24 protein-coding genes are annotated in these 25,642 nt (G+C 71.4%); 9 read left to right on the top strand and 15 right to left on the bottom strand.

The annotated features are described in order from the left end of the window. Positions 1-28 precede the first annotated feature (28 nt). Both KBX34_RS04135 and KBX34_RS04130 read right to left on the bottom strand, forming a co-directional pair. Positions 29-472 (bottom strand): hypothetical protein, encoded by a 444-nt coding sequence (locus KBX34_RS04135; RefSeq protein WP_210790116.1) that lies wholly within the window; start codon positions 470-472, stop codon positions 29-31. A gap of 100 nt (positions 473-572) precedes the next feature. Continuing rightward, a complete protein-coding gene (locus tag KBX34_RS04130) occupies positions 573-1,310 on the bottom strand; it encodes a methyltransferase domain-containing protein (protein WP_307871322.1) in 738 nt (245 codons plus the stop codon). Between KBX34_RS04130 and KBX34_RS04125 the strand changes: the two genes are divergently transcribed. After that, positions 1,297-1,704: a MerR family transcriptional regulator gene (locus KBX34_RS04125; RefSeq protein WP_197699650.1), complete on the top strand. Its 408-nt coding sequence runs from the start codon at positions 1,297-1,299 to the stop codon at positions 1,702-1,704. The two genes, KBX34_RS04130 and KBX34_RS04125, sit on opposite strands and share 14 nt — an antisense overlap. On the opposite strand, the gene sthA is transcribed toward KBX34_RS04125, so the two are convergent. The 3 genes from sthA to KBX34_RS04110 all read right to left on the bottom strand — a co-directional run bounded on the left by sthA (position 1,701) and on the right by KBX34_RS04110 (position 5,086). Next, complete coding sequence (gene sthA / locus KBX34_RS04120; RefSeq protein WP_088948621.1) at positions 1,701-3,104, bottom strand: Si-specific NAD(P)(+) transhydrogenase; 1,404 nt, start codon at positions 3,102-3,104, stop codon at positions 1,701-1,703. The two genes, KBX34_RS04125 and sthA, sit on opposite strands and share 4 nt — an antisense overlap. 144 nt (positions 3,105-3,248) lie before the next feature. Next, entirely contained in the window at positions 3,249-3,887 is a 639-nt protein-coding gene (locus tag KBX34_RS04115) for a response regulator transcription factor (RefSeq protein WP_210923357.1), read from the bottom strand. After that, positions 3,884-5,086, bottom strand: coding sequence for a sensor histidine kinase (locus tag KBX34_RS04110; RefSeq protein WP_210923355.1), 1,203 nt, complete (start codon positions 5,084-5,086; stop codon positions 3,884-3,886). The genes KBX34_RS04115 and KBX34_RS04110 overlap by 4 nt, the downstream gene beginning before the upstream one ends. A gap of 146 nt (positions 5,087-5,232) precedes the next feature. Here KBX34_RS04110 and KBX34_RS04105 point away from each other — a divergent pair, with 146 nt between their 5' ends. Both KBX34_RS04105 and KBX34_RS04100 read left to right on the top strand, forming a co-directional pair. Next, positions 5,233-5,991: an ABC transporter ATP-binding protein gene (locus KBX34_RS04105; RefSeq protein WP_141909790.1), complete on the top strand. Its 759-nt coding sequence runs from the start codon at positions 5,233-5,235 to the stop codon at positions 5,989-5,991. Next, a complete protein-coding gene (locus tag KBX34_RS04100; RefSeq protein WP_210923353.1) occupies positions 5,988-8,519 on the top strand; it encodes an FtsX-like permease family protein in 2,532 nt (843 codons plus the stop codon). The genes KBX34_RS04105 and KBX34_RS04100 overlap by 4 nt, the downstream gene beginning before the upstream one ends. A gap of 57 nt (positions 8,520-8,576) precedes the next feature. Here KBX34_RS04100 and KBX34_RS04095 read toward each other — a convergent pair whose 3' ends face one another. Then, a complete protein-coding gene (locus KBX34_RS04095; RefSeq protein ID WP_210923350.1) occupies positions 8,577-8,999 on the bottom strand; it encodes a DUF2000 domain-containing protein in 423 nt (140 codons plus the stop codon). A 50-nt stretch (positions 9,000-9,049) separates the two neighbouring features. Here KBX34_RS04095 and KBX34_RS04090 point away from each other — a divergent pair, with 50 nt between their 5' ends. Next, positions 9,050-9,883 (top strand): AraC family transcriptional regulator, encoded by an 834-nt coding sequence (locus KBX34_RS04090; protein ID WP_141909787.1) that lies wholly within the window; start codon positions 9,050-9,052, stop codon positions 9,881-9,883. Here the strand turns inward: KBX34_RS04090 and KBX34_RS04085 are convergent. The 7 genes from KBX34_RS04085 to KBX34_RS04055 form a co-directional block, all read right to left on the bottom strand. Continuing rightward, positions 9,861-10,694, bottom strand: a complete 834-nt coding sequence (locus tag KBX34_RS04085) for a helix-turn-helix transcriptional regulator (RefSeq protein ID WP_210923348.1) — start codon at positions 10,692-10,694, stop codon at positions 9,861-9,863. The genes KBX34_RS04090 and KBX34_RS04085 overlap by 23 nt on opposite strands. A gap of 165 nt (positions 10,695-10,859) precedes the next feature. Beyond that, complete coding sequence (locus KBX34_RS04080) at positions 10,860-12,284, bottom strand: aldehyde dehydrogenase family protein (protein ID WP_210923340.1); 1,425 nt, start codon at positions 12,282-12,284, stop codon at positions 10,860-10,862. A gap of 84 nt (positions 12,285-12,368) precedes the next feature. Next, positions 12,369-13,334, bottom strand: coding sequence for a zinc-binding alcohol dehydrogenase family protein (locus KBX34_RS04075; RefSeq protein WP_210923338.1), 966 nt, complete (start codon positions 13,332-13,334; stop codon positions 12,369-12,371). After that, positions 13,331-13,693: a hypothetical protein gene (locus tag KBX34_RS04070; protein ID WP_088948613.1), complete on the bottom strand. Its 363-nt coding sequence runs from the start codon at positions 13,691-13,693 to the stop codon at positions 13,331-13,333. The genes KBX34_RS04075 and KBX34_RS04070 overlap by 4 nt, the downstream gene beginning before the upstream one ends. After that, positions 13,690-14,556 (bottom strand): extradiol ring-cleavage dioxygenase, encoded by an 867-nt coding sequence (locus KBX34_RS04065; RefSeq protein WP_088948612.1) that lies wholly within the window; start codon positions 14,554-14,556, stop codon positions 13,690-13,692. The genes KBX34_RS04070 and KBX34_RS04065 overlap by 4 nt, the downstream gene beginning before the upstream one ends. Before the next feature lie 30 nt (positions 14,557-14,586). Further along, complete coding sequence (locus KBX34_RS04060) at positions 14,587-15,357, bottom strand: citryl-CoA lyase (RefSeq protein WP_088951811.1); 771 nt, start codon at positions 15,355-15,357, stop codon at positions 14,587-14,589. Then, the gene (locus KBX34_RS04055) at positions 15,342-16,478 is read right to left on the bottom strand and encodes a CaiB/BaiF CoA-transferase family protein (protein WP_210923337.1); all 1,137 of its coding nucleotides are present in this window, start codon (positions 16,476-16,478) and stop codon (positions 15,342-15,344) included. The genes KBX34_RS04060 and KBX34_RS04055 overlap by 16 nt, the downstream gene beginning before the upstream one ends. Before the next feature lie 198 nt (positions 16,479-16,676). On the opposite strand from KBX34_RS04055, the gene KBX34_RS04050 reads away from it, so the two are divergent. The 5 genes from KBX34_RS04050 (at position 16,677) to KBX34_RS04030 (ending at position 24,008) form a co-directional block, all read left to right on the top strand. Further along, on the top strand, positions 16,677-18,113 hold the full coding sequence (locus KBX34_RS04050; protein ID WP_210923335.1) for an amidohydrolase family protein: 1,437 nt from the start codon (positions 16,677-16,679) through the stop codon (positions 18,111-18,113). A gap of 3 nt (positions 18,114-18,116) precedes the next feature. Continuing rightward, entirely contained in the window at positions 18,117-18,920 is an 804-nt protein-coding gene (locus tag KBX34_RS04045; RefSeq protein WP_088948609.1) for an IclR family transcriptional regulator C-terminal domain-containing protein, read from the top strand. 78 nt (positions 18,921-18,998) lie between these two features. Further along, positions 18,999-19,574, top strand: a complete 576-nt coding sequence (locus KBX34_RS04040; RefSeq protein ID WP_210923333.1) for a DinB family protein — start codon at positions 18,999-19,001, stop codon at positions 19,572-19,574. 882 nt (positions 19,575-20,456) lie between these two features. Then, positions 20,457-21,707, top strand: coding sequence for an HNH endonuclease signature motif containing protein (locus KBX34_RS04035; RefSeq protein WP_210923331.1), 1,251 nt, complete (start codon positions 20,457-20,459; stop codon positions 21,705-21,707). 720 nt (positions 21,708-22,427) lie between these two features. Further along, entirely contained in the window at positions 22,428-24,008 is a 1,581-nt protein-coding gene (locus tag KBX34_RS04030) for a DHA2 family efflux MFS transporter permease subunit (protein ID WP_210923329.1), read from the top strand. A 60-nt stretch (positions 24,009-24,068) separates the two neighbouring features. On the opposite strand, the gene KBX34_RS04025 is transcribed toward KBX34_RS04030, so the two are convergent. Together KBX34_RS04025 and KBX34_RS04020 are read right to left on the bottom strand one after the other, a co-directional pair. Continuing rightward, positions 24,069-24,530: a DUF5709 domain-containing protein gene (locus KBX34_RS04025; protein WP_210923327.1), complete on the bottom strand. Its 462-nt coding sequence runs from the start codon at positions 24,528-24,530 to the stop codon at positions 24,069-24,071. A 120-nt stretch (positions 24,531-24,650) separates the two neighbouring features. After that, entirely contained in the window at positions 24,651-25,535 is an 885-nt protein-coding gene (locus KBX34_RS04020; RefSeq protein WP_210923325.1) for an alpha/beta fold hydrolase, read from the bottom strand. Positions 25,536-25,642 lie beyond the last annotated feature (107 nt).

Raw genomic sequence — 25,642 nt, 5'->3', positions numbered from 1 at the left:
CACCGGGCGTGGTGCGCCGGTGCTCTGGTTAGTCGCCGGAGAAGCCCCAGAAGTAGATTTCCTCCGGCTTGCCCTGCCCGTCGTGCAGGACCGCGCAGCGGCCGAACCATCTCCGTGCGGCCAGCCCCTTGACGGCGTCCAGGTGCTCGCGGGTGAGCCGCTCGGTGCCGACATTGCGCAGCGCCTCGGCGGCGCTCACCGGCTCAACCGTGCCGTAGTCGGGCCTCTCGCCCTCGTTGAGGACCCGGTAGACGTCGAGGATGGAGTGGGTGCCCGACTCCTGCACCCACTCGTCGTTGAACAACTCCTCCATCGTGGCCGGACGGTTCGGATAGTCGCTCGCCGAGTTGGGGGTCTCACCCCGGGCCCACCAGTACTCGCCCTCCGCGAAAACCCTGTCCCGCAGGGCGTCCAACGCCGCGTCCAGGTCTGGCTGGTACTCGACGAAGTAGCTCCACCCGGATGCGCCCACCACTGCCTCTTTCCTCCACGGGTCAACAGTGCCGGCACGGTAGCGGGCAGCACCGACATCGGTCGAGGAGCAGTTCACCGAGGCCGACCCCCGTTCGCTGTCAGGCCTGGGCGGCGACGATGAACATCGGCACGACGACGAGGATCCGGTTCGCGCGGGCGCGCTCGATCTGCCCGGCGAGCCAGGTTTCCTCGTCGGTGATCCGTTTCACCAGGTCCAGCGCGGTGTCGTCGGTGAACACGGCGGTGTGCACCTCGACGGTCGGGTCGGTGAAGCCGGCGTCGAGCAGCAGGTTGCGATACCGCCGGGCAACGCGCGGCGACGGGAGCGAGTCGGCCTTCGCGTGGATCAGCCGGCGGGTGGTTTCCGGCTCGTCCGAGTCGATGGCGATCAGGTCCCAGTCCTGGCCGATCAGTACGGCTCGGCCGCCCGGTGCGAGCACTCGCCGCGCCTCGGCCACGGCCCGCGCCGGGTCGTCGAGCACGTGCAACACCTTGTCCGCCCGGTAGTAGCTGGCCGATCCGGTCTCGAGCGGCAGTTCGGTGGCGTCGCCGACATGGAACTCGCCGGCAGGCCAGCGCTTGCGGGCCACGGCGATCATCACGGGGTCGAGGTCGACGCCGACCGCGTGGGCTCCGCGCTCGGCCAGCTCGGCGACGGCCCGGCCACTGCCACAGCCAGCGTCGACCACGGTTCGGCCAGTGAGGTCACCGAGCAACTCGTAGGAACGGGCACGTAGTTTGACGGCCGCAGGCTCGCTCTCGATGGCATCGAGGACAGCTAGAAGACTGGACATGCTTGCCATGGTCGGACTTAATGTCGACATGAAGTCAAGCACGATGACGATCGGCGACGTGGCCGACCACTTCGGCCTGCCGGCGCACGTACTGCGGCACTGGGAGTCGGTGGGCCTGCTCCGCCCCGCCCGGGTCACCGGCGGTCGTCGCCGCTACACCCGCGACGACCTGTTCCGGGTGGCCTCGATTCTGCGCGCGAAGCAGGCCGGCCTGTCGCTGCCGGACATCCGGGCGTTCCTCGCCGCGGGCGACCCGGCCGCCCGCAAGGACGTGCTGCGCCGCAACCACAGCGCGCTCCAGGCCAGGATGGCGGCGCTGCGGTCGGCGCTCGACCTGCTTGAGGCCGGGCTGAACTGCTCACACGAGGACATCTCGACCTGCCCGAACTACCGCAGCCAGTTGGCGGAGCTGGTGGAGGTCGGGGGCAGTGACTAGCCGTCTATGCGGGTTATGTTGCGGATCTTGTTGGAGGCGTCCAGGGCGGCGACCTTGTACGCCTCGGCCAGCGTCGGGTAGTTGAACACCGCGTCTATCAGGTAGTCGATCGTGCCGCCGCAGCCCATCACCGCCTGACCGATGTGGACGATCTCGGTGGCGGCGGTGCCGAACACGTGCACCCCGAGCAGTCGGCCGTCGTCGGGGGAGACCAGCAGTTTCAGCATGCCGTACGAGTCGCCCACGATCTGGCCCCGGGCCAGCTCCCGGTAGCGCGCGATGCCCACCTCGAACGGTGTCGAGGTGTCGGTGAGCTGCGCCTCGGTCTGCCCGACGAAGCTGATCTCCGGGATCGTGTAGATGCCGATCGGTTGCAGCCCGTGCATCTCCCGGATCGGCTCGCCGCAGGCATGCTGCGCGGCCAACCGGCCCTGCTCCATCGAGGTGGACGCGAGGGCGGGAAAGCCGATCACGTCGCCGACGGCGTAGATGTTGTCGACCGGGGTGCGGTAGTTGGCGTCGACAGCGATCCGGCCCCGTCGGTCCGCTTCCAGCCCGGCCGCCTCCAGCGCGAGGTCGTCGGTCTGGCCCTGCCGGCCGGCCGAGTACATGACCGTGTCCGCGACGATCTTCTTGCCGCTCTTGAGGATGCAGAGCGCCGCTGTCTGGTGCTTCTCGACGGCGGCGACCTCCTCGCCGAAGCGGAACGCCACGGACAGGTCGCGCAGGTGGTACTTCAGCGACTCGACGACCTCCTCGTCGCAGAATTCGAGCATCCGGTCCCGGCGTTCCACGACTGTCACCTTGGTGCCGAGCGCGGCGAACATCGACGCGTACTCCATGCCGATCACGCCGGCGCCGACCACGACCATGCTGCGGGGCACGGCCTGGAGGTTGATGACGCCGTCGGAGTCCACGATCGTCCGGTCGTCGAAGTCGACGCTGTCCGGGCGGGCCGGGCGCGTGCCGGCAGCGATAATGATCTTGTCGAAGGTCACTCTGGACTCGCGGCCGGAGCCGCCGTCGACCCAGATCGTGTGCGCGTCCGCGAAGCGTCCGGTGCCGGTGATCATCGCGACCCGGTTGCGGGCCAGTTGATTGCGGATGACGTCGGTCTGCCGGGCGATCACGTGCTGCGTCCGGGCCGCCAGGTCGCTGACCGTGATCTCGTCCTTGACCCGGTAGCTGCTGCCGTAGAGGTCGCGCTGGCTCAGCCCGGTCAGGTAGAGCACGGCCTCGCGCAGGGTCTTGGAGGGGACGGTGCCGGTGTTGATGCACACCCCACCGATCATGTCGCGGCGGTCCACGATGCCGACTCGCCTGCCGAGTTTGGCGGCGGCGATCGCGGCCTTCTGACCGCTGGGTCCGGAGCCCAGCACCAACAGGTCGTAGTCATACACAGGCGTTAGCGTCGCAATATGTCGCGGCGCGCGCCAGACCCCGGAGTCGAGCGTTATTCGTCCGCCACAGTGCAGAGGCCGCCAGGCGGGTGGTGTTCGGTCACCACCCAACCCCATTCGGCCCGCCAGCCATCGCGCGCGCCTCTAGCCGACGAGGCGTCGTTCCCAGGCCCAGGCGGCGATCTCGACCCGGTTGCGAGCCTTGAGTTTCATCTGCACGCTGGCCAGGTGGGTCTTGACCGTGCCGACGGCGATGAAGAGCTGGGCGGCGATCTCGGCGTTGGTCAGGCCCCGGGCGACGAGCTTCACCACGTCGAGTTCCCGTGGTGACAGCCCGGCGTCGTCGTGGGCCGGAGCGGGAGAGCTGAGGTGCTCCAGCAGCCGTACCGTGATGGACGGGCTGATCAGCGCGTCACCGGACACGGCCGCGCGGACCGCCTCGATGAGCAGGGCCGGGCCGGAGTCCTTGAGCAGGAAACCGCAGGCGCCGTTGGACAGCGCGGTGTGCACGTACTCGTCCAGGTCGAAGGTGGTCACCACGACCACCCGGATCGGGTCGGCGACGCCCGGCCCCGCGAGCAGCCGCAGTGCCTCCAGACCGTCGAGGCGGGGCATCCGGATGTCCAGCAGCACCACGTCCGGGCGCAGCCGTCGGGCCAGTTCGACGGCGACGACCCCGTCGGCGGCCTCGCCGACCACCGTCATGTCCGACTGCGACCCGATGATCATGCCGAAGCCGGTCCGGACCATCGCCTGGTCGTCGGCGATCAACACCCGGATCACCGCCCCACCGCCGTGCGCAGCGGGAACGCCGCATCGAGCACCCACCCACCGGCGACGCCCGGTCCGGCGGTGATCGTGCCACCGAGGGCGCGTACCCGCTCGGTGAGGCCGATCAGACCGAAGCCGTGCCCCCGGGCCGGCGCGGTGCGCCCGGTGGCGCCGTCGTCGGCCACCCGGACCAGAAGCCAGTCGGGGGTACGTCGCACTGCCACGTCCACCGATCGGGCGTCCGGCGCGTGCTGGCGGGTGTTGGTCAGCCCCTCCATCACCACCCGGTACGCCGAGGTCGAGACCTCCACCGGCAGTCCGCCCAGGTCGCCGTCGACGTGCAGCCGGGCCGGCGCGTTCGCTGCCCCGTTGAACCCCGTCACCAGTGGCTCCAACTCGCTCACCCCGGCCAGTGGGGCCAGCGGCGCGTCCGGTGGGGCGTTCGGGTTACGCAGGATCCCGACCATCCGCCGCATCGAGGCCATCGTCTCCGCACCGGCCCGCTCGATCTGCTCCAAGGCGACGATGACCCGTTGCGGGTCCTGTTCGGCGACGAACCGGGCGCCCTGCGCCTGCACCACGATGCCGGTCACGTGGTGGGCGATGAAGTCGTGCAGGTCCCGGGCGAACTCGGCACGCTGCTCGGCCCGGACCAGCGCGATCGCCCGTTCCCGACCGGCGGCCACGATCCGCAGGTAGAGCCCCACCCCGGCGGCGCCCGCCGCGGCGATTACCTGGAGCAGACCGAAGATCACCAGCAGGTTCTCGGTGCCGACGCGCAGCGGCATCGCGGCGACGGCGAGCCCGGCCGCCACCGCCGCCCACGGGGCGAGCCGGGGCGCGCCCCAGCGGCTCACCACGAAGACCACGCCGATCAGCCCGGCCGACTCGGCGAGCCCCCAGGTGCGGGCGGGCAGGATGCCACCGCCTCCGGAGATGAGCACCACCCCCGCGGTCACGGCCAGTGAGGCGGTGGCCAGTGCCAGCGCGGCCACCGGCAGCCGGCGGGAACCCGGCCGGTGCACCGGCAGCCAGAGTGGCACCGTCGCCACCGCCAACCCCATCGGCACCAGCAGGAGCAGGAGACCGACGATGCCGCGGTCATCCGCCGTGCTGGCCGCGAAGTCGAAGAGAGCGAGCAGGCCAAAGGCCACCAGCCCGGCAGCCTGGGCCAGACGTATCCACCACAGTCGAAGATCCGGCGCGCTCATGATGACCCAGCGTAGCCAACCGGACGGAGGTGGCAGATCGGCCGAAAGACAGACCCGGCGACCGCGATACCCGGCCCCGGGCCGATGCGCCGACCCGTCGGTGGCGGCGAGGCTTCCCAGGTCACATCGCAGCCACTGGAGGAACAATGACGACCCACGCCCCACCGGACACCAGCCAAGCGGCCGTCGCCGCCGTCGACCTGGTGAAGGTGTACGGCAGCGGGGACACCGCGGTCCGTGCCCTGGACGGCGTCTCGGTCGGCTTCGGTCGGGCCGAGTTCACCGCGATCATGGGTTCGTCCGGGTCCGGCAAGTCGACCCTGATGCACTGCCTCGCCGGCCTCGACACCGCCACCTCCGGCCGTGTCCTGCTCGGCGGCACGGAGCTGACCGGCCAGTCGGACCGGACGCTGACCCGGGTACGCCGGGAGCGGATCGGGTTCGTCTTCCAGTCCTTCAACCTGCTGCCGCAGCTGACCGCCGCGCAGAACATCACCCTGCCGCTTGACCTCGCCGGCCGGCAGCCCGACGCCGAACTCCTGGCGCGCCTGGTCGACCTGCTGGGCCTCGGCGACCGCCTGAAGCACCGGCCGAGCGAGCTGTCCGGCGGTCAGCAGCAGCGCGTGGCGCTGGCCCGGGCGTTGGTGGCACGGCCCGAGGTGGTCTTCGCCGACGAGCCGACCGGCAACCTCGACTCCCGCTCCGGCGCGGAGGTGCTCACCATCCTGCGCGACTCGGTGCGCGACCTCGGTCAGACCGTCGTCATGGTGACCCACGACCCGATCGCCGCCGCGTACGCCGACCGGGTGGTGCTGCTCGCCGATGGTCGGATCGCCGGCGAGATCGACAAGCCGGACCAGGGTTCGGTCACCGACGCGCTGCGTGATCTGGCGGCCCGCGCATGAGAGCGACAGTGCTGCGTACCCAGACGAGCGCCGCGGCCCGGCGGCCCGGCCGGCTGATCCTGACCGGTCTGGCGATCCTGGTCGCGTCCTTCGTCGTCTTCGGCACCGTGCTGGTGCAGCAGATCACCGAACGGACCGTGCGCGACAACCTGAGCGGCACCCCGGCCGCCACCGACCTGGTGATCGGCGACTTCGACCACGCGCCACCCACTGTGGCGGATCTGGAGCGCGTCCGCGCCGTGCCCGGTGTGGCCGAGGCGGTGAGCCGGGTGTCGATCGGGGTGTCCATCGGTGAGGGGTACCTGAACCTCCAGGCCGATCCGGGCACCGGCCCGCTGACCAGGGTCCGGGTCATCGAGGGCAGCTACCCCGACGCCCCCGGCGAGATCGCGGTCACCCCGCGAACCGCCGAGCGGCTCGGGCTGCCGGTCGGCGCCACGACCAGCGGCACGGGCGGTGAACTCACCACGCCCGCCCGGCTCACCGTGACCGGGTTGGTCGACAGCGCGGCCGACGCCGGGTACGACGCGTACGCCCCGGACACCGTCGTGACGTCCTGGGGACGCCTGACGGGCCTGGAGCGCGTCGACGTGCGGGTGGCGCCGGGCACGTCGACGGAGACCGTCCGCCAACAGGTGGTCGCGGCGGTCGCCGGCCAGCCGATCCGGACCGGTGCGCAGGTGCGCCAGGCGGAGGCCAACGCGGCGGCCGAGGAGGTCGGGAGGCTCTTCATCCTGGTCGGCATGTTCGTCTCGATCGCTGTCGTCGCGGCGGCGCTGGTGGTCACCTCGACCTTCCGCATCGTCTTCGCCCAACGGATGCGGCAGCTCGCGTTGCTGCGTGCGGTCGGCGCGGACCGGGGCGCCCTGGTGGGGGCGATGACCGCCGAGGGGGCGCTGACCGGGCTGGTCGCCGGCGTCATCGGGGTGGCCAGCGCACTCGCCCTCGGGTACGCGCTGCCGGCCATCCTGCGCGCCTCCGGCATGGCCGTCTCCTCGCCGGGTCTGCCACTGGCGACGGCGGGCGTGGTGGTGATCGGTGCCGTCGTGGTCACCGTGCTGGCCGTCCTGGCGCCGGCGCTCTCGGCCGCCCGGGTCTCCCCGCTGGAGGCACTGCGCACGGCGAGCACCACCTCCGGCCGGCGCGGCATCGGGGTGCTCCGCCTGGTGTTCGGGCTGCTCCTGGCAGTCGGCGCGGTGCTGGCCGCCGTCGTGACGGTCAGCCAGTTGCCGGAGCCGGACCAGTCGACGTACGACCCCGTGATGCCGCTGCTCCTGCTGGTCGGGTCCGGCGGGCTGGCGTTCTTCGCGCTGGTGGCCCTCGGGCCGCTGCTGGTGCGGCCGGTCCTGGCCGTGGTGGGTTGGCCGCTGCGCCAGCTCGGACCGCTCGGGCGGATGTCGGTCGGCGGGATCGGTGGGGCACCGCGTCGGGCGGCAGCGGTCTCCGTCGTCGTCGCGCTCGGCGTCACCCTGATCTCCGGGGTGGTCATCGGCGGCGCGTCGCTTCAGGTCCTCGCGGACCGCGAGGTGGCGCTGTCCGCACCGACCGACTTCGAGGTCACCAGCAACGGCGGGACGCTGCCGGGGGCCCTCGTCACCCAGGCGAAGACGGCGGACGGGGCGCTGGCCCGGGTGGTGCCGTACCGGCGGGTCGGCGACGTCACCCTGACGCGCGGCGGTGATCAGCTCAGCGACATCGAGTCCGGTTACCCGACGAGCGACCTGGACGTGGCCGCGTTGCCGACGATCCGGGACCTGGACGTGGCGCAGGGTGCCCTGGCCGATCGTGGTCCGGGTCGGATCGTGCTCGCCGGTTGGGTCGCGCGGGACGCCGGACTGCACGTCGGCGACACCGCCACGCTCGCCCTCGGCGGACGGACCGTGGACGTACGCGTCGCCGCGGTCCTCCCCGCCGAAGGCCCCCTGCACGTCGGCATCCTGGCCGACCGGGGCGACCTCGACCGGCTCGGCGTTCCCACGGCGTACACCGGTCTGCTGGCCGACGCGGCCGGAGCTGGCGAGGACGGTCGGACCGCCGGTGTGCGGGCATTGCGGCAGGCGATCGCCGGCACCGACGGGGTGGGCCTCGCGGTGCTCGCCGACGAACGGGACCGCAATGACGCCCTGGTGCGCACCCTGGTCTGGATCGCTGTCGGTCTGGTCAGCCTGACCGTGCTGATCGCGGTCGTCGGCGTGGGTTCCACCACCGCGCTGTCGGTGGTGGAGCGGATCCGCGAGTCCGGGTTGCTGCGGGCGATCGGCCTGTCCCGGACCGGCCTGCGCACCATGCTGACCGTCGAGTCCGGCCTGTACGGGGTGATCGGTGCGACCATCGGTCTGCTGCTCGGCGTCCCGTACGCCTGGTTGGCGGTGCACGCCCTCGGGATCAACGCACCGCTGACCGTGCCGGTGCTGCCGCTGGTCGGGCTCTTCGTGACGCTGGTCGGGCTGACCGCGTTGGCCGGAGTGCTGCCGGCACGACGGGCGTCGCGGGTCAGCCCGGTGGCGGCGTTGGGGGCAGACGGCTGACCACCGCCACAGGTCGGCGCCGGAGTGGGGCGCCGACCCGTGGTGCCACGGTCAGCGTCACGGGTGCATCGACGCGCCCTTGAGCACCTTGTCCACCACGTTGCGCGGGGCGTGCAGCGCCAGGCCCACCAGGTCGAGCTTCTCCCGACCGACCGCCTGCACGGCCGCGCGGTTGTCCCGGTCGTTGCCGGTGGCGAACAGGTCGGCCGTGAAGACCGCGAGCCGCAGCCCGCGGGAGAGGGCTCGCGAGTGCGCGCCGACCAGCGTCGCCCGATCGCCGGCGAAGACCAGCACGGGCTGGCGAAACATCGGCAGGTACCGGGTGCCGTCCGCGTCGCGGTACTCCTCGCCGAGCAGCTCCGGCTGGGCGTTCGCGATGCCGCTGACCAGGAAGGCGGTGACGTTCAGCCGCTGCCAGCTCGCCAGGTCGTCACGGAGCAGCACAGCGATCTTGGTGGGAAAGCGAATCGGTTCGGTCATGGCGTCGAGCCTGCCCGCCCCGAGACCGACAGGTCTTGTACGTTCTTAGCGTGGCCACCCGCCCGGCGGGCTCGCACGTCAACGCGTGGCGACCCCTGGTAGCCGGGGTCGCCGAGGTCTTCCACGCCCATTTCGTGGACCACGCCTATCCCCGACACATCCACGACGTGTGGACGCTGCTGATCGTCGACGACGGAGCGGTCCGCTTCGACCTGGACCGGCACCGGCACGGTGCGCTGCGCACGTCGGTCACCCTGCTGCCACCGTACGTGCCGCACGACGGCAGCTCCGCCACACCGGGCGGGTTCCGTAAACGGGTCCTGTATCTCGACACCTCGGCGCTCGGTGCCGAGCTGGTCGGCCGGGCGGTCGACGAACCGGACCTGGCCGACCCGCAGCTACGCGACCGGATCCATCACCTGCACCAGGTGCTCGCCGCACCCGGGGACGAGTTCGAGGCCGAGAGTCGGCTCGCGCTCATCCTGGAGCGGCTGCGCGGCCAGCTCCGTCAGCGCCCTCCGGTCGAGGGCCAGCCGGCCGGACCCGGCCTCGCGGTGCGACTCCGGGAGCTGCTGGACGCCCGCACCGTCGAGGGCGTCACGCTGGGCGAGGCCGCCGAGCTGCTGCACGCCCACCCGACCCACCTGGTCCGGACGTTCACCCACGTGCACGGCGTGCCGCCGCACTCGTACCTGACCGGCCGCCGGGTCGAGCTGGTCCGTCGCCTGCTCCTCGCCGGGCAGCGACCGGCCGAGGCCGCCGTCGCTGCCGGATTCTTCGACCAGGCGCATCTGACCCGCCACTTCCGGCGTTACCTGGGCGTCAGCCCGGCCCGCTACCTCGGCGGGCCGGTCACCGGGATCAGACGAGCTGGCCGCCGATGACGGCGAGCAGGCGCAGCTTCTCGTCGCTCTCCGAGCCGGGCACGGCGGTGAAGACCAGCAGCGTCTGGGAGTGGTCGGGGTCCACCAGGGTCTGGCAGTGCAGCTCCAACGCCCCGACCTCCGGGTGCAGGAAGTGCTTCGACGGGCAGTAGCCGGTAGGCACCGGGTGCTCGCGCCACAGCTGCGCGAACTCCGGGCTCCTGGCCAGCAGGTCGTCGACGAGGGCGGCGGCCCGCGAGCCGCGCCCGTCACGGGTGTACGACGCGCGCAGGTCCGCCACGAGCAGGCGGCTCTGCGTCCGGTGGTCCTCCGCCGGATGCAGTTGCCGCGCGGTCGGGTCGATGAACCAGCGGTGGTGCGCGCTGCGGGCCAGCCCGGCGTACCGGGTCTCGTCGCCGAGCAGGGCGACGGCCGGCGCGGTCTGCGCCAGGGTCTCGCCGAGGTGGTTCACCACCTGGGCCGGGGTGTCGTGCATCCGGTCGAGGATGCGCATCATCCCCGGGTTGACGTGGTCGGCCCGTACCGCCCGGTGGGGGATCGCGTGGCCGGCGAGCTGGAACAGGTGGTCGCGTTCGGTCAGGGAGAGCCGCAGGCCACGGGCCAGGGCGGCGAGCATCTGCTCCGACGGGTGCGGCCCCCGCTGCTGCTCCAACCGGCTGTAGTAGTCGGTGGACATCCCGCTCAACGTGGCGACTTCCTCGCGCCGCAGCCCACCGGTACGCCGACGCGGCCCCCGGGGCAGCCCCACGTCCTCGGGCTGGAGCGCCTCCCGTCGGGTGCGCAGGAAACTGGCCAGTTGGGCGCGGTCCACGGTGTCTCCGATCACTGCGTGCCGGCAGGGGCCGGCCTTTTCACTGCAACAGGCGAGCCCGGCGACGGTGTTCCGCCTACCCCAAGATCGCACGTGATCCTGGGGCAGGCGGGCCAGCGGGACGCGGGGCCGGTGCGTCCCGCGGGTGGGGGTTGTCCGGTTCGGTCAGCGCTGGATGGACTTGGTCTCCAGGAACTCCTCCAGGCCGAAGCGGCCGAATTCGCGGCCGTTGCCGGACTGCTTGTAGCCGCCGAACGGCGCGAGCGGGTTCCAGTGCCCGGCGTTCACGTCGACCTGGCCCACGCGCAGCCGCCGCGCCACGGCGAGGGCATGCTCCGGCTCGCCGAAGACACCGCTTGTCAGGCCGTACAGGGTGCCGTTGGCGATGGCCACGGCCTCCTCCTCGTCGGCGTACGGGATGATCGTCAGCACCGGCCCGAAGATCTCCTCCTGAGCGATCGCGGAGGACGGGTCGACGTCGGCGAAGATCGTCGGCTGGACGTAGGCGCCGTTCGTCAGGCCCTCCGGCCGGTCCGGCCCGCCGAACACCAGCCGGGCACCGTCGGCGCTGCCCCGCTCGATGTAGCCGACGACCTTCTGCCGGTGTGCCTCGGAGGCCATCGGACCGACCCGGGTGGCCTCGTCGTTCGGGTCGCCGACGGTGTACTGCTTCGCCGCCTCGACGGCCAACGCCACGACCTCGTCCTGACGGGAGGCGGGCACCAGCATCCTCGGCCACGCGCCGCAGACCTGACCGCCGTTGCTGAACGCCATCATGAGACCCCGCTCGACCGCGGCGGGCAGGTCGGCGTCGTCGAGGATGATGTTCGCGCCCTTGCCGCCCAGCTCCAGCGCGACCCGCTTGACGGTCGCCGCGGCCACCGAGGAGATCCGCTGCCCGGCCCGGGTGGAGCCGGTGAAGGAGATCATGTCGATGTCCGGGTGGGCGGAGATCGCCTCCCCGACGGTCGCGCCGGTGCCGTAGACGACGTTGAACACACCCGCCGGTACGCCGGCCTCGGCGGCGACCTCGGCGAGGATGCGCGCGGTCAGCGGGGCGTTCTCGGACGGCTTGAAGACCATCGTGTTGCCGGCGAGCAGCGCCGGCGCCAGCTTGGAGACGATCTGCTGGAGCGGGAAGTTCCACGGTGTGATCGCACCGACCACACCGATGGGCTCACGGACGATCAGCGAGTTGCCGACCTCCTCGGTCCACGCGAAGTCGTCGGCCAGGCCGGCGATGGACTCGACCACGGCGGCCGGGAAGGCGACCTGGGCGGTCCGGGACATCCCGATCGGGGAGCCCATCTCGGCGGTGATCGCCTGGGCTATCTCCTCCGTGCGGGCGGCGAGGCCCGCGCCGAGGCTGCGCAGGACGTCCGCCCGGTGCTGCGGCGTGGTCGCCGCCCAGGCCGGGAAGGCTGCCCGGGCGGCGGCGACGGCACTGTCGACGTCATCGGCGGTGCCGGCCGGGGTCTCGGCGACGACCTCACCGGTGGCGGGGTTCACGACGGGAAGGGTGCCGGCGGAGCCGACGACGGTCTCGCCACCGATCCAGTGGCCGGTGACGGCGTAGGTGGAAGTTGTCATGGACCGACCGTCGCACCGGCCCGGCACCCCAACCAGGTGCGCTCTATCCAGGGTCTCGCGGTCCCTGGCTGGGGCCCGGCCCGGTCAGAGCGCCAGCACGATTCGCCCGGCGGCGATGCCGGCGTCCTGCCGGGCCCAGGCGTCCGCGACCGAGTCGAACGGCACGATCTCGTGGTCGACGGTGAGCCGCCCCGCCGCCGCATGCCCGGCCACCACGCCCAGCGCCGCCGCCCGTTGCGCGGTCGACAGCCCGTTGTTGGTGTAGCCGACCAGGCGCAGCGAGCCGCCGCGCAGCACGGCGGACTCGATCGGCGCGGTTGCCCCCGCCGCGCTGCCCAGGTTGACCAGCCGGCCACCGGGGCGCAGCACCCGCAGGGCCGCCGCCGCAGGCACACCGAAGACCGGGTCGAGGACGAGATCGACCGGACCGTCGGCGACCGCACGGAGTCGGTCGGCCATCGACGCGACGTCGTCGTCGGGCAGCAGCGGGATGGCGACCGCCGCGCCGAGCTCCTCGGCGCGGGCCCGTGCCGAGGCAGAGCGGGCCACGGCGATGACCCGGCGGGCGCCGCCGAGCAGGGCCAGCTGGACGGCGGCCTGGCCGACCACGCCGCCGGCCCCGAGCACGATGACCTGCTCGCCGGCAGTCAGGCCACCGCCGTGGGTCAGCGCCGCGTGGGCGGCCACCGCGGAGAGACCCAGGGCCGCGAGCAGGGTCAGCGGTACGCCGGACGGCAGCGCCACCACGTCGGCGGAGGGCACCGCGACAGTGGTCGCCATGCTGCCGTCGACGCCGGACCTCATCCCGGCCGACGTGCCGAACCAGACGGCCGAGCCGTCGGCGAGCCGGCCGACACCCTGCACACCCGGCACGTACGGGGTGCTCGGCGCGCCGAAGTAGCTGGTGCCGCTGGCGCAGAGCAGGTCCAGCGGGGTGATCGGCACGGCCTCGACGGTGACCGCCACCTCGCCGTCGTTCGGCACGGGCGCCGGCCGCTCGGTGATCGTCGGCGGTGTGCCGCAGGCGTTGAGCACTGCCGCGCGGATCACGTCGCGATGTCCGGGTAGGGCATCGGGAAGTGCGCCAGCCGTGCGCCGTAGGACTTCTGGTATTCCAGCGGCTCGGTGTTGTCCCGCTCGAAGAGGGCGATGAAGAGGGTCAGGGTGAGGAACGGGTGTGCCCCCAACTCGAACAGCTTCACGTGGTCGTGGGTGGCCAGCGCCTCCCGTTCCACGTCGTCGAAGCGCAACCAGGTGCTCGCCTCGCCGGTGTGGCAGTTCAGCACGGTGTTGGCGCACTCTGCCTCCCACCAGGTGACCAGCTCGCGCGGCTCGCTGCGGTAGCGCTCGACCAGCTCGGGGTCTCGGTCGACCATGAAGAGGAACTTGTTCAGCAGGTACTTGCTCATGCCGCCGGCGCTCCGTTCGGGTACCAGGTGAAGTAGGCCTCCATGGTGTGGAACAGATCGAGGGTGTCGACGTAGTCGGCCTTCGCGCCGGCCCCGGCCACGCCCATCATGAGCATGAAGTCCATGAAGCCGTGGGTGGCGTTGCCCGGCGAGTGCAGGCTGTCCAGCGTGACCTCGCGCAGGCAGCCGTCCAGGTCGCCGTTGGCGATCCATTCGACGGCCCGCTGGTCGAACTCCGGGTCCGGGCCGTGCGGGCCGAACTGTCGGGGGCCGCCCAGCTCCAGCGACAGGTGACCGGTGCCGATGACGGCCACCCGCAGGTGCGAGGGCCACGACTCGACGATCTCCCGGATGGCCTCGCCGAGCTGCACGAAGCGCTTCGGCTGCGGCAGCGGCGGCGCGAAGATATTCGTGTAGATCGGCACGATCGGCAGGTCGGCTTCGGGCCGCAGCGTGATGATTGGGCAGGTGATGCTGTGGTCGATGCGCAGCTCGTTGCTGAACGCGAGGTCGAAACCGGAGTCGAGCCCGGCCCGCAGGATGTGCCCGGACAGGTCCTCCTGGCCCTTGAGCAGCATCCGGGGCAGCCCGAACTCGCGTTCCTCGTTGTACCAGTTCGCGTCGTACGAGGGTGCCTTGCCGACCAGGAACTGCGGCATGTTGTCCAGCCAGAGCTGGTGGAAGTGGTCGGAGCCGACCATCACCAGCACGTCGGGCCGGGCCCGGGTCAACGTCTCCCGGAAGGCCAGGATCTTGCTGGTCCACTCGTCGGCGAACGGCGGCCGGTCATCGCCGGTAGCCGTGCTGGCCCGGTAGTAGAAGGGGTGGTGGGTGGAGGCGATGACCGCGACGACGGTGGCCATTGGGCTCCTTTCGCTGGCAGCAGAGGGGGATCAGGGCTCGTAGACGGCGTTGCGGTCCACGGTGCGGTAGATGTCCATGCCGAGCGGGCGGCGCCGCTCCTCGGCGAGGTGCCCGAGCAGCCCCGCCGCGCGGGCCAGCAGGGCGAAACCGCGCAGCATCTCGACGGGGAGCCCGAGGTCGGCGAGCGCCGCGCCGCAGACCCCGGCGCCGTTGAGGGGCAGGGTCCGGCCGAGCACCTGCGGGTGCACCCGCCCGATCGCCTCGAACAGCCGCAGGTGCGGGCCGTGCAGACCCTCCTCGGTGGCGATCCGGATCAGCACGGGCGTGCGCGGGTCCTGCTCCTTGTGCACCGGATGCCCGAGCCCGGGGACCAGCCGGCGCTCCTGCCTGGCCCGGGTGACCGCGTCGAGCGCCAGCGCGTCGTAGTCGGTCACCTCACCGGCCCCCGCGAGGGTGTCGGCGAGGAAACGTCCACAGTCCTCGGTGACACCGAGGAAGCGGGAGCCGCCGCCGAGCAGGCCGGCGGCGAGCGCGCCCTGCAACGACTCCGGCGCCGACAGGTACGTCAGCCGGGCCGCGATCGCCGTCGGGGTGAAGCCGTGATCGGCGAGCGCCACCAGCACCGCCTCGAAGACCCGCACCTCACCCCGGGTGGGCCGGCGGCCGGCGACCAGCCAGTACGCCAGCTCGCCGAAGCCGACCTCGCCCATCAGGTCGCCGGCCAGGTCCTGCCCGAGCAGGGAGATGCTCGTCGGGTCGGACGTGCCGATCCCGGTCGGAAAGCTCAGTTCTTCAGCCACGCGCGGATCTCCTCGCCGTGTTCGTCGAGCCCGGGCGGCGGCAGCTCGTAGCGCGCCGGGGTGTCGGAGAAGGTGATGGGGTTGCGGACGCCGGGCACGTCACCGACGGCCACGACCGGTTCGAGCCCCAGCTCCTGGGCGAGCGCCACGCCGCCGTCGATGGTGTTGATCGGCGCACAGGGGACGCCCGCGGCGAGCAGGTCCCGGAACCACTCGTCCTTGGTCCGCTGGGCGAGTCGTTGCACCAGCAGCGGTCGCAGCTCCTCGCGGTTGGCGGTGCGGTCCTGGTTGCGCCCGAAGCGCGGGTCGTCGGGCAGTTCTGGCAGGTCGAGCACCTGGCAGAGCTTGCGGAACTGCCCGTCGTTGCCGGCGATGACGATCAGGTCGCCGTCGGCGGTGGGCAGCGGCTCGTACGGGAAGAGGCTGGGGTGCGCGTTGCCCATCCGGAACGGGACGGTGCCGCCGGCGACGTAGCCGCTGGAGTGGTTGACCAGCCCGGACAGCGCCGAGCTGAGCAGGTTGACCTCGACGTGCTGACCCCGCCCGGTCTCGCCACGGTGGCGCAGCGCGGCGAGGATGCCGATGTTCGCGTGCAGCCCGGCCATGACGTCGAAGACGGAGATCCCGGCCCGGTACGGCGAGCCGTCCGGGTCGCCGGTGAGGCTCATCAGGCCCGAGATCGCCTGCACCATCAGGTCGTAGCCGGGGAAGTCCCTACCCGCGCCGGTGCCGAAACCGCTGATGCTCGCGTACACGATCCTGTTGTTGCTCGCGGCGACGCTGTCGTAGTCGAGGCCGAACCGCGCGAGGCCGCCCGGCCGGAAGTTCTCGATCATCACGTCGGCGCGGCGGGCCAGCTCCTGCGCGGCGGCCACGTCGTCCGGCTTCTTGAGGTCCAGGGCGACCGACCGCTTGTTGCGGTTGATTCCGAGGTAGTACGTCGAGACGCCGTCGCGGGTGGGCGGCATCCAGGTGCGGGTGTCGTCGCCACCGGGACTCTCCACTTTGATCACCTGTGCGCCCAGGTCGGCCAGGAGCATCGTCGCGTACGGCCCGGCGAGGATCCGGGAGAAGTCCGCGACGAGCAGGCCGGCCAGTGGCCCCGTCGATTGCTGCACCATGTTTCCGCCCGTCCTGCGGACACCTGTCCGCCCGAACAGCTTGCGACACCGCACGGTGCCTGTCAACGGCGTATTGATCGCGCGGAAACACGCTCTTGACACGTCTCGTGACCGGGACCACACTTGCGCCACTCGGGCTGGCCGCACAGCGGACAAGAGTCCGGGCTCCCCTCGTACCCCGGAAAGGAATGGGTGGCGATGAGCGCAACCGACCGGCCGGTGGTCTTCCGAAACGGCCTGGTTCTCACCATGGACGACGCCCACACGGTGCTGCCCGGCGCCGACGTGCTGGTCGTCGGCGACCGGATCGCGGAGGTCGGCGTCGGCCTCACCGCGCCCGACGACGCCCTGGAGATCGACGCCACCGGCGGCATCCTGATGCCGGGCATGGTCGACACCCACCGGCACATGTGGCAGACCGCCATGCGTGGGTACGGCGCCGACTGGACCCTGACCCAGTACTTCGTCTGGTACTACCTCGAATCCGGCAAGCTGTTCCGTCCCGAGGACGTCTACGCCGGCAACCTGCTCGGCGCCATCGAGGCGATCGACGCGGGTGTCACCACCACCGTCGACTGGTCACACGGGCTCCAGACGCCCGAGCACGCCGACGCGGCGGTGGACGCCCTGGAGGCGGTCGACGGACGGTTCGTGCTCGCCTACGGCAACATCCAGCAGGGGCCCTGGCAGTGGGCCACCTCGCCGGAGTTCCGCGACTTCCACCGCCGCCGCATCGACGGTGGCAAGCTGGCCGGCTTCCAGATGGCGTTCGACGTCACCGGCGACCCGGCCTTCCCGGAGCGGGCCGCCTTCGAGGTGGCCCGGGAGTTGGGCGCCGCGGTGACCACCCACGCCGGAGTCTGGGGCGCCACCAACGACGACGGCATCCGGCTGATGCACGAGAACGGGTTCATGACCCCGTCGACGGTCTACGTGCACGCGGCGACGCTCACCCACGACTCGTACAACCGGATCGCCGCGACCGGCGGCTCCGTCTCCGTCTCCACCGAGAGCGAGCAGAGCGCCGGTCAGGGCTACCCGCCCACCTGGCAGCTGCGCCACCACGACATCCCGGTGTCGCTGTCGATGGACACCAGCGTGTGGTGGAGCGGCGACCTCTTCTCGGCGATGCGAAGCACGCTCGGCGCGGACCGCTCCCGCGAGCACCTGGAGGCGCACGCCAAGCAGGAGACCATCACCCACTGTCACCTGCGCGCCGAGCAGGTCGTCGAGTGGGCCACCCGAGGCGGCGCCCGCGCGCTCGGCATGGACTCCACGATCGGCGCCCTCACCGCCGGCCGACAGGCCGACGTGGTTCTGATCAAGAACGATGCCTCACCGGTGATGTTCCCGATCCTGAACCCGCACGGTCACGTCGTCTTCCAGGCCCAGCGCGGCGACGTGCACACCGTGCTGGTCGGTGGCCGGGTCGTCAAGCAGGACGGCCGCCTCGTCGGCGTCGACCTCGCCGCCGCGCGGGCCGCGGTGGCGTCAACCATCGACCACCTCCGCGAGACAATGGGGGAGGAGGCGTGGCAGCGGGGCATGAACCCGGACGTCCCCGAGACCGCGATCCTGGAGAACCCCTACCAGTACACCGAGTGGGACGCCGGCTCGGCGCAATGGAAGCATTAGGACATGAGTGACAACGGAAGGGGCGCCGGGCCCGACTTCATCGAGGCTCTCGCCCGTGGCCTCGACGTCCTGCGCTCCTTCCGTCCGGCCTGCCCGTCGATGACGCTCAGCGAGATCGCCGCCGCCACCGGCCTCGCCCGGCCGACCGTCCGGCGCATCCTCATCACGCTCGAATCGCTGGGCTACGTCCGCGCGGTCGGCCGTGGCCACACCCTCACCCCGCGCGTCCTGGAGCTGGGGATGGCGTACGTCAACGCGCTGAACATGTGGGACGTGGCCCGCCCGCACATGGAGAAGCTGGTCGCGCAGACCAACGAGTCGACCTCGATGGCGCAGCTGGACGGCAGCGACATCGTCTACGTCGCCCGGGTGGCCGTCCCGAAGATCGTGACGCTCGGCGTCACCATCGGCACCCGCTTCCCGGCTCCCGCGACCTCGATGGGCAAGGTGCTGCTCGCGGCACTGCCACCGGAGACCCTGGCCGCCGTGCTCGCCGAGCCGACCCGCTCCGGCATCACACCACGCTGGCAGCCCTCCCCGGGCGACCTCGACGCCGTGCTGCGCGAGGTGCGGGCGAAGGGCTGGGCCCTCGCCGACCAGGACCTGGCCCCGGGAATCCGGTCCGTCGCGACCGGCGTACGCGACGGCGACGGACGTGTCGTGGCCGCCATCAACGTGACAGTGCACGCGGCCGAGACCTCGCTGGAGACCCTGCGGGAAGAGCATCTGCCGAGGCTGCTGCGCGCCGCCGCCGACATCGGGCACGACTGGGCGCTGACCGCCGCCGTGCCGGTGGTCACCGTCTAGGTGCGCTGGCCTGCCGGTCATGAGGTCGGCGGATCGTCCGGGGCGGCGCCGACACCCGGCCGATGCCATAGTGCCGCGATGAAGGCAGACCTGCACAGTTACTTGAGTGGCGGCCGCGACACGCTGCTGTGGAAGCTCGACGGGCTCGGCGAATACGATATTCGGCGTCCGTTGACCCCGACCGGGACCAACCTGCTCGGTCTGGTGAAGCACGCGGCGGCCATGGAGATCCTCTACTTCGGCGTCGTGTTCGGCCGACCCTTCGACCAGGAGCTGTCGTACGTCGGTGACGGTGCGGAGGCCAATGCCGACATGTGGGCGACCGCGGATGAGACCCGCGAGGAGATCGTCGGGATGTACCGTCGCGCGATCGCCCACGCCGACACCACCATCGAAGCCCTCGCGCTGGACGAGGTCGGCCGCGTGCCGTGGTGGGGTGACGCAGCGGTCACGTTGCACCACGTCCTGGTTCACGTCATCGCGGAAACCCAACGACACGCCGGCCACGCTGACATCGTGCGCGAACTCATCGACGGCGCGGCCGGGCTGCTGCCCAGCAACGACAACCTGCCCCCCGCCGACGAGTCGTGGTGGCTGGACCACCGCCAGCGAGTGGAGCAGGCTGCCCTCGACGCCGGCAAACGCAGCAACTAGGCGTGTTTCAGAAGGGTTCGCTACCAGGGCTGCGGCGTCGCTTCGGCCGGCTAAGTGCCTGTTGACCTTCGTGAGAGGATCTGAGGCGTGACCTTCCACAGAAGGGGCCGTGCCTCGTAGGCAGCCTCAATCGCTTCGTCGCCCCGTACCGATCACGCGAAGCCCGTGGACCCGTTATCGGGATGTTCCTGGACTCTCCGGTCCCGGGAACGCTGCTGTCCGCCTGCTGGAAGGGCAGCGGTGGCTGCCGGGCATGGTGGCAGCCGCAGTCAGCGTATGGGGCGTTCATGCATACGGCGGGCAGCGTCGGTGGAGGCCGTGGGAAGCGGAGTTCACCTGTTCCTGTTGTGGCGATGGCTGGGCCCGTCTGCGCTTGGAGGAGGCAGTCACCATGCTGCCTGGCCATGCCGCGCGAGAGCTCCGAGTCGTTGTCGACCGTCTGGATGACGCCCTGTTGAAACGTACTTATCACGACCCCCAAACGCCCGGGGATGATCCTTGGTGGCTACGCCGCTGTTAAATCCTCGACGTCGTTGCGATCAACGAATGGCTCCGACCCGAGCTATGAAACAGGACCTAGTTCTTTGCCGGTCGTGTCCTCTGCCGGTCGTGGCAGCCAGATGATGACGGCGACGAGGACCGGGCTGGCCCGGTAGAGGGATGCGCGTTGGCGTAGCGGGCGGTCAGGCTCGCCACTGCAGGATCCCGTCGTTGGCCCGCGACCAGAGCCACGGATGCATCCTCCACGGGTCGGCACGGCCTACGGCGGCGGGGCCGTCGGCGCGGAGTCTCCGTTCCTCGGCCGGCTTGCCGCCTGGCCGGGTCTGCTGCGAATCGATCATGATGACTGGAGTTGTCGTACACCTGTTCTAGGCTTGGGTCATGGTCGAGGAGTTGTCGCAGGCAGAGGATGCCATCGCGGCCTGCGCCGACACGGCCATCTGGGCGCTGCCCGAGGGCGAGCTGATCGCCGCGCTCGACACCGCGTACCGCATCGAGCAGCGTCTCGCCGCGGTGCAGCTGGCCCTGATCCGTGAGCTCGACGGCCGAGGCACCGCCACCACGCAGGGTGCCTCCTCCACCGCGGTCTGGCTCCGCGAACGGTTACGCCTCACCAACCCGGCCGCTCGCCGCCTCGTCGACCTCGCCGCCGTCCTGGACACCGGCAACCCTGGCGTACGCCACGCACTGGCCGATGGCCACATCACCGTGGAGCAGGCCCGGGTCATCACCGACACGATCGACACCGTGCAGACCGCCGCCGGTCCCGAGGCCGCTGACAAGGCCCTCGGAGTGCTCGTCGAGTGGGCCGGGCAATTCGACCCCACCCTTCTCCGCAAACTCAGCACCCGCATCCTCGACCACGTCGCACCCGACATCGCCGACGCCGCGGCCAAAGCCGCCCTGGATGCCGAAGCCCGCCGCGCCACCCGCGACCGCCACCTCACCCTCTCCACCCTCACCGACGGCCGTCTGCGACTCACCGGCATCCTCGACACCGAGACCGCCGGGCTGCTCCGCGCCGCCATCGACCCCCTGAGCGCACCGTCGGGCCCTGATGACCAGCGCACTCCCGCGCAGCGCCGGCACGACGCCCTCAGTGACGTGTGCCGCCTCGCCCTGCGCACCGGCGAGCTGCCCGAGCACGGCGGCGATTGCGCCCAGGTCGTCGTCACCACCAGCTACGACGGGTTGACCCGGCAACTGGGCAGCGGCACTCTCGACACCGGCCTGCACCTCATCCCCGAGGCCGTGCGCCGACTCGCCTGCGACGCCGGCATCCTTCCTGCCGTCCTCAGCGGAGCCGGCCTGCCACTCGACATCGGCCGGCAACGCCGTCTCATCACCGGCCCCCTCCGGCGAGCCCTGGTCCTGCGGGACGGTGGCTGCGCCTTCCCGGGCTGCGATCGACCACCGCGCTGGTGCGACGCACACCACATCGAGCACTGGGCCGACGGCGGCCAGACCAGCCTCGCCAACGCCGTCCTGCTCTGCGGCCACCATCACCGGCACCTGCACCACAGCGACTGGACCGTGCGCCTGGCAGGCGACGGCCACCCCGAATTCGTCCCACCGGCCTGGCTCGACCCCGAACAACTACCCCGTCGCAACCACTACCACCGACGAACGTGAGCACCACGAGCACATAACGATCACCCCGGTCAGTAGGCCGACCGGGTGGCCAGCACAGCATGTCCTGATTCCACCCGGCGACCGAGGCGAGGAGAGGCGCGGGACCAGGATTCGCTCGCTGGCTCGCCCTGACCCCGGCGGGCTCGGTGCTGCTGGTGGAGGGCCGGGCTGCCCTCGACGCCGTGCTGCCGTGCTGCCGTGCCTCGTCGTGCCTCGTCGTGCCTCGTCGTGCCTCGTCGTGCCTCGTCGTGCCTCGTCGTGCCTCGTCGTGCCTCGTCGTGCCTCGCCGTGCCGGGCTGCCCTCGACGCGGCCGCCGTGCTGCCGTGCTGCCGTGCCTCGCCGTGCTGCCGTGCTGCCGTGCTGCCGTGCCTCGCTGTGCCGCACTCGCCGCGATCCGGTGATGGACGCGCCGAGCGTGACGATGGTGATCGCGTGGCTGCCGCGCCGCCGATCCCTGGCCTTCGCCGGGCTGATCCGGGCCGCTGCCCGTCCGGCTGGTGGTTCTGCTGGTTGGTCGCCACCCCGACGAGTGGCTGTAAATGGACGGCCGTTCGGATACGCGGCCCGGCGGTCACGAAAACCGGCGGCGAATCGTCACAACCGGCAGTTAGTCTGCCTGCGCGCGTCGTCGTCCTGGCACGTCGCGCCCCGCGCCTGGTCGGCGCGGCATCGCCGCCACCGCCCACCATTGGCCGGCTCAATCGACTTCAGGAGAGTCAGTGACACAGCAATCCGTCGCGACAGCGGACAAACTCGACGCCGCAGTGCTCAAGGTGGCGGGCGTCGTCGTCCTCGGCGCGATCATGTCGATCCTCGACGTGACGGTGGTCAGCGTGGCGCTGCCCACCTTCCAGAGCGAGTTCGACGCGTCGTACGCCCGCGTCGCGTGGACGATGACCGCCTACACCCTGGCCCTGGCCACCGTGATCCCGCTCAGCGGCTGGGCGGCCGACCGGTTCGGCACCAAACGCCTCTACATGGTGGCGTTGGCCCTGTTCACCATCGGCTCGGGTCTGTGCGCCACGGCAGACACGATCGGCGAGCTGATCGGCTACCGCGTGCTTCAGGGCCTCGGCGGCGGCATGCTCATGCCGCTGGGCATGACCATCATGACCCGCGCGGCGGGGCCGCACCGGATCGGCCGACTGATGGCCGTCCTCGGCATCCCGATGCTGCTCGGGCCGATCGGTGGCCCGATCCTCGGCGGCTGGTTGATCGACACCGCGAGCTGGCACTGGATCTTCCTGATCAACCTGCCGATCGGCGTCGTCGCACTGATCTACGCGCAGATGGCGCTGCCGAAGGACGCCCCCGAGCCGTCCGAGTCGTTCGACTTCGTCGGCATGCTCATGCTCTCGCCGGGCCTGGCGCTCTTCCTCTACGGCGTCTCGTCGCTGCCGGAGGCGGGCACCTTCACCGAGGCCAAGGTGTGGGCCCCGATGCTCGTCGGTGGCGTGCTGGTGGTGGCGTTCGTGCTCTACTCGTTCAAGCCCCGGCACCCGCTGCTCGACCTGCGGCTGTTCCGCAACCGCAGCCTGACCATCGCGTCGCTGACGCTGTTCGTGTTCATCATCGCGTTCATGGGCGCCGGCCTGCTGTTCCCGAGCTACTTCCTGCAGGTGCGCGGCGAGACGACGCTGGCGGCCGGTCTGCTGATGGCCCCGCAGGGCATCGGCGCGATGATCACCATGCCGATCGCCGGCACGTTGGCCGACCGGGTGCCGATCGGCCGCACCGTGCCGTTCGCGCTGGGGCTCATCGTCGTCGGGTTCTTCAGCTTCACCCAGGTCGACCCGCAGACCTCGTACTGGCTGCTCGGCGGGTCGCTGTTCGTGATGGGCCTGGGCATGGGCGGCACGATGATGCCGATCATGACGTCCGCGTTGCGGACGTTGCAGGCTCAGGAGGTGGCACGCGGCTCCACCCTGGTCAACATCCTCCAGCAGATCGGCGGGTCGGTCGGCGCCGCCGTCATGTCGGTGATCCTCACCAACGAGCTGAACGGCTCCCGGCCGATCCCCGGCCTGGTGGACGAGAGCGGCAAGCCGGTCACCGAGGCCGGGCTGGCCATCGCCTCCCAGCAGCGGCCGGAGCTGCTCCAGCAGATGCCGGTGGACCCGTCCATCATCGAACGAGGGCTCGACTTCGCCGCCAAGTCGTTCGCCACCACGTTCTGGGTCGCGTTCGCGCTGGTCGTGCTCACGTTCATCCCTGCGGCCCTGCTGCCGCGCCGACGTCAGCCGGCGCAGCTCGACGACCCGCAGGGCGAGCTGGTCAAGACGCCCGTCGTCATCCACTGAGCAACCCGCCCGCCGCGCTCACCATCCACGGATGGTGAGCGCGGCGCTGTCGGGCGGTCGTCAGCGCAGCGGGCCGTCGCCGGGGCCGTCCGGGTCCTCGACCACGTGGATCGCGGCCTCCTCGGCGCTGGCGGCACCCGCGTCGATCCCGGCGTCCCACGCCACCGACTCGGCCTCGTCGTCCTCGCGGAGGCCCTCGTCGTACGCGACGAGACGGCCGGCGCGCGCCTCGGCCTCGTAGCCCCGGCGGGTCAGCTCGTCCTCGTCGTCGCCGCCCTCGGCGTACGGGTCGACATCCGGCACCTCCTGGGCGAGATACTGCTCCAGGGACTCGCCAGCCCGCTCCTCGGCCGGCGTGGTGCCGAACCGGTTCGCCGCCGTCCAGTGGTCCTCGGCGACGATGCCGGTGTCGAGGGGGTCGCCGACGCGGTCGTCGTCCAGGGTGTCCGAGGCGTCCAGGACCCCGTCGTCCTCGGCCACGTTCCACTCGTCGACGGAATCCATCCGTTCGGTCTGGCTCACGGCGGTCTCCTCTTCGTCACGGTGCACCAAAGTGCCCAGCCTATGACCGTCCAACGCCGGCGCAGCCCGAGGCCTGCCCGCTGTGACGAACGGACCTCGGGCTGCGACGCCGGTGCCGGGTCAGCGGCTCAGCAGCCCCACCACGGCCTCGGTGAACTCCGTCGGCTGCTCGATGTGCCCGAAGTGCCCGCTGTGCTCCAGCACGACCAGCCGTGAGTCCTTGAGGCCCGCGTGCGCCTGCTCTGCCCAGTGGGGACCGCAGATGAAGTCGTACGCGCCCACGATCACCACGACGGGCACGGTGATCTCGCCGAGGTTGTCCCGTACGTCGAAGGGCGTGGGGTCCTGCGCGCCGGCCGGCGCCGACCAGATGCGTACGGCGGCCTGGAACGGGACGAACTCGTCCTGTCGGCCCCAGAAGTCCGCGAAGTACACCGGGAGGGCGGCACGCAGGGCGGCCCCCAACGACTCGTCGTCCGTCGCCGCGCCGATCTGCCCGAAGGCGGCCGGAACCGCCGCCGCCTCCGGCCGGTCCGGGTGCCGCTGCGGGTACGCGGCCAGACCGGCCATCGCCTCGGCCCAGAACTCTGCGCCGGTGACGGGTGAGGTGTCGTACAGGGCGAGACCGGCGACCCGGTCCGGGTGGGCGAGGGCGTAGCGCTGGACGACGAAACCGCCGTGTGAGTGCCCGAGGAGGTGGACCCGGGGTGCGTCGAGGTGCTCGACGACGGCGTGCAGGAACCGGACGTACGTGTCGAGACGGTAGTCGGCGGCGTCGTCGAGGCGCCCCGAGGCGCCGGTGCCGACCGGCTCGACGTACACCATCGTGAAGTGCTCTTCCAGGCTCGGCGCCCGCAGGTAGGCCCACTCGATGCCGGGGCCGCCGGAGTGCGCCACGCAGACCGGGCCGGTGCCGGCGACGTGGTAGACCTGCCGAACGCCGTCGACGGTGAAGGTGTGGGCGCCCGGTGCGAGGGCGCTGACGTCGTGGCTGGTGGAACCCATGAACTATCTCCCGTTCCGAGACCCGTGCGGCGGATGCCGGCACGGCAACTGGCGCATGACGCGGACCAGATGCGCGGGCCGAAGGAAAAGTTCGCTCGGTCGGGGAA

Origin of the sequence: Micromonospora sp. M61 (assembly GCF_018070245.1) — a bacterium.
Lineage (GTDB): Bacteria > Actinomycetota > Actinomycetes > Mycobacteriales > Micromonosporaceae > Micromonospora > Micromonospora zamorensis.
This window is presented reverse-complemented; position numbering and strand designations above follow the sequence as displayed.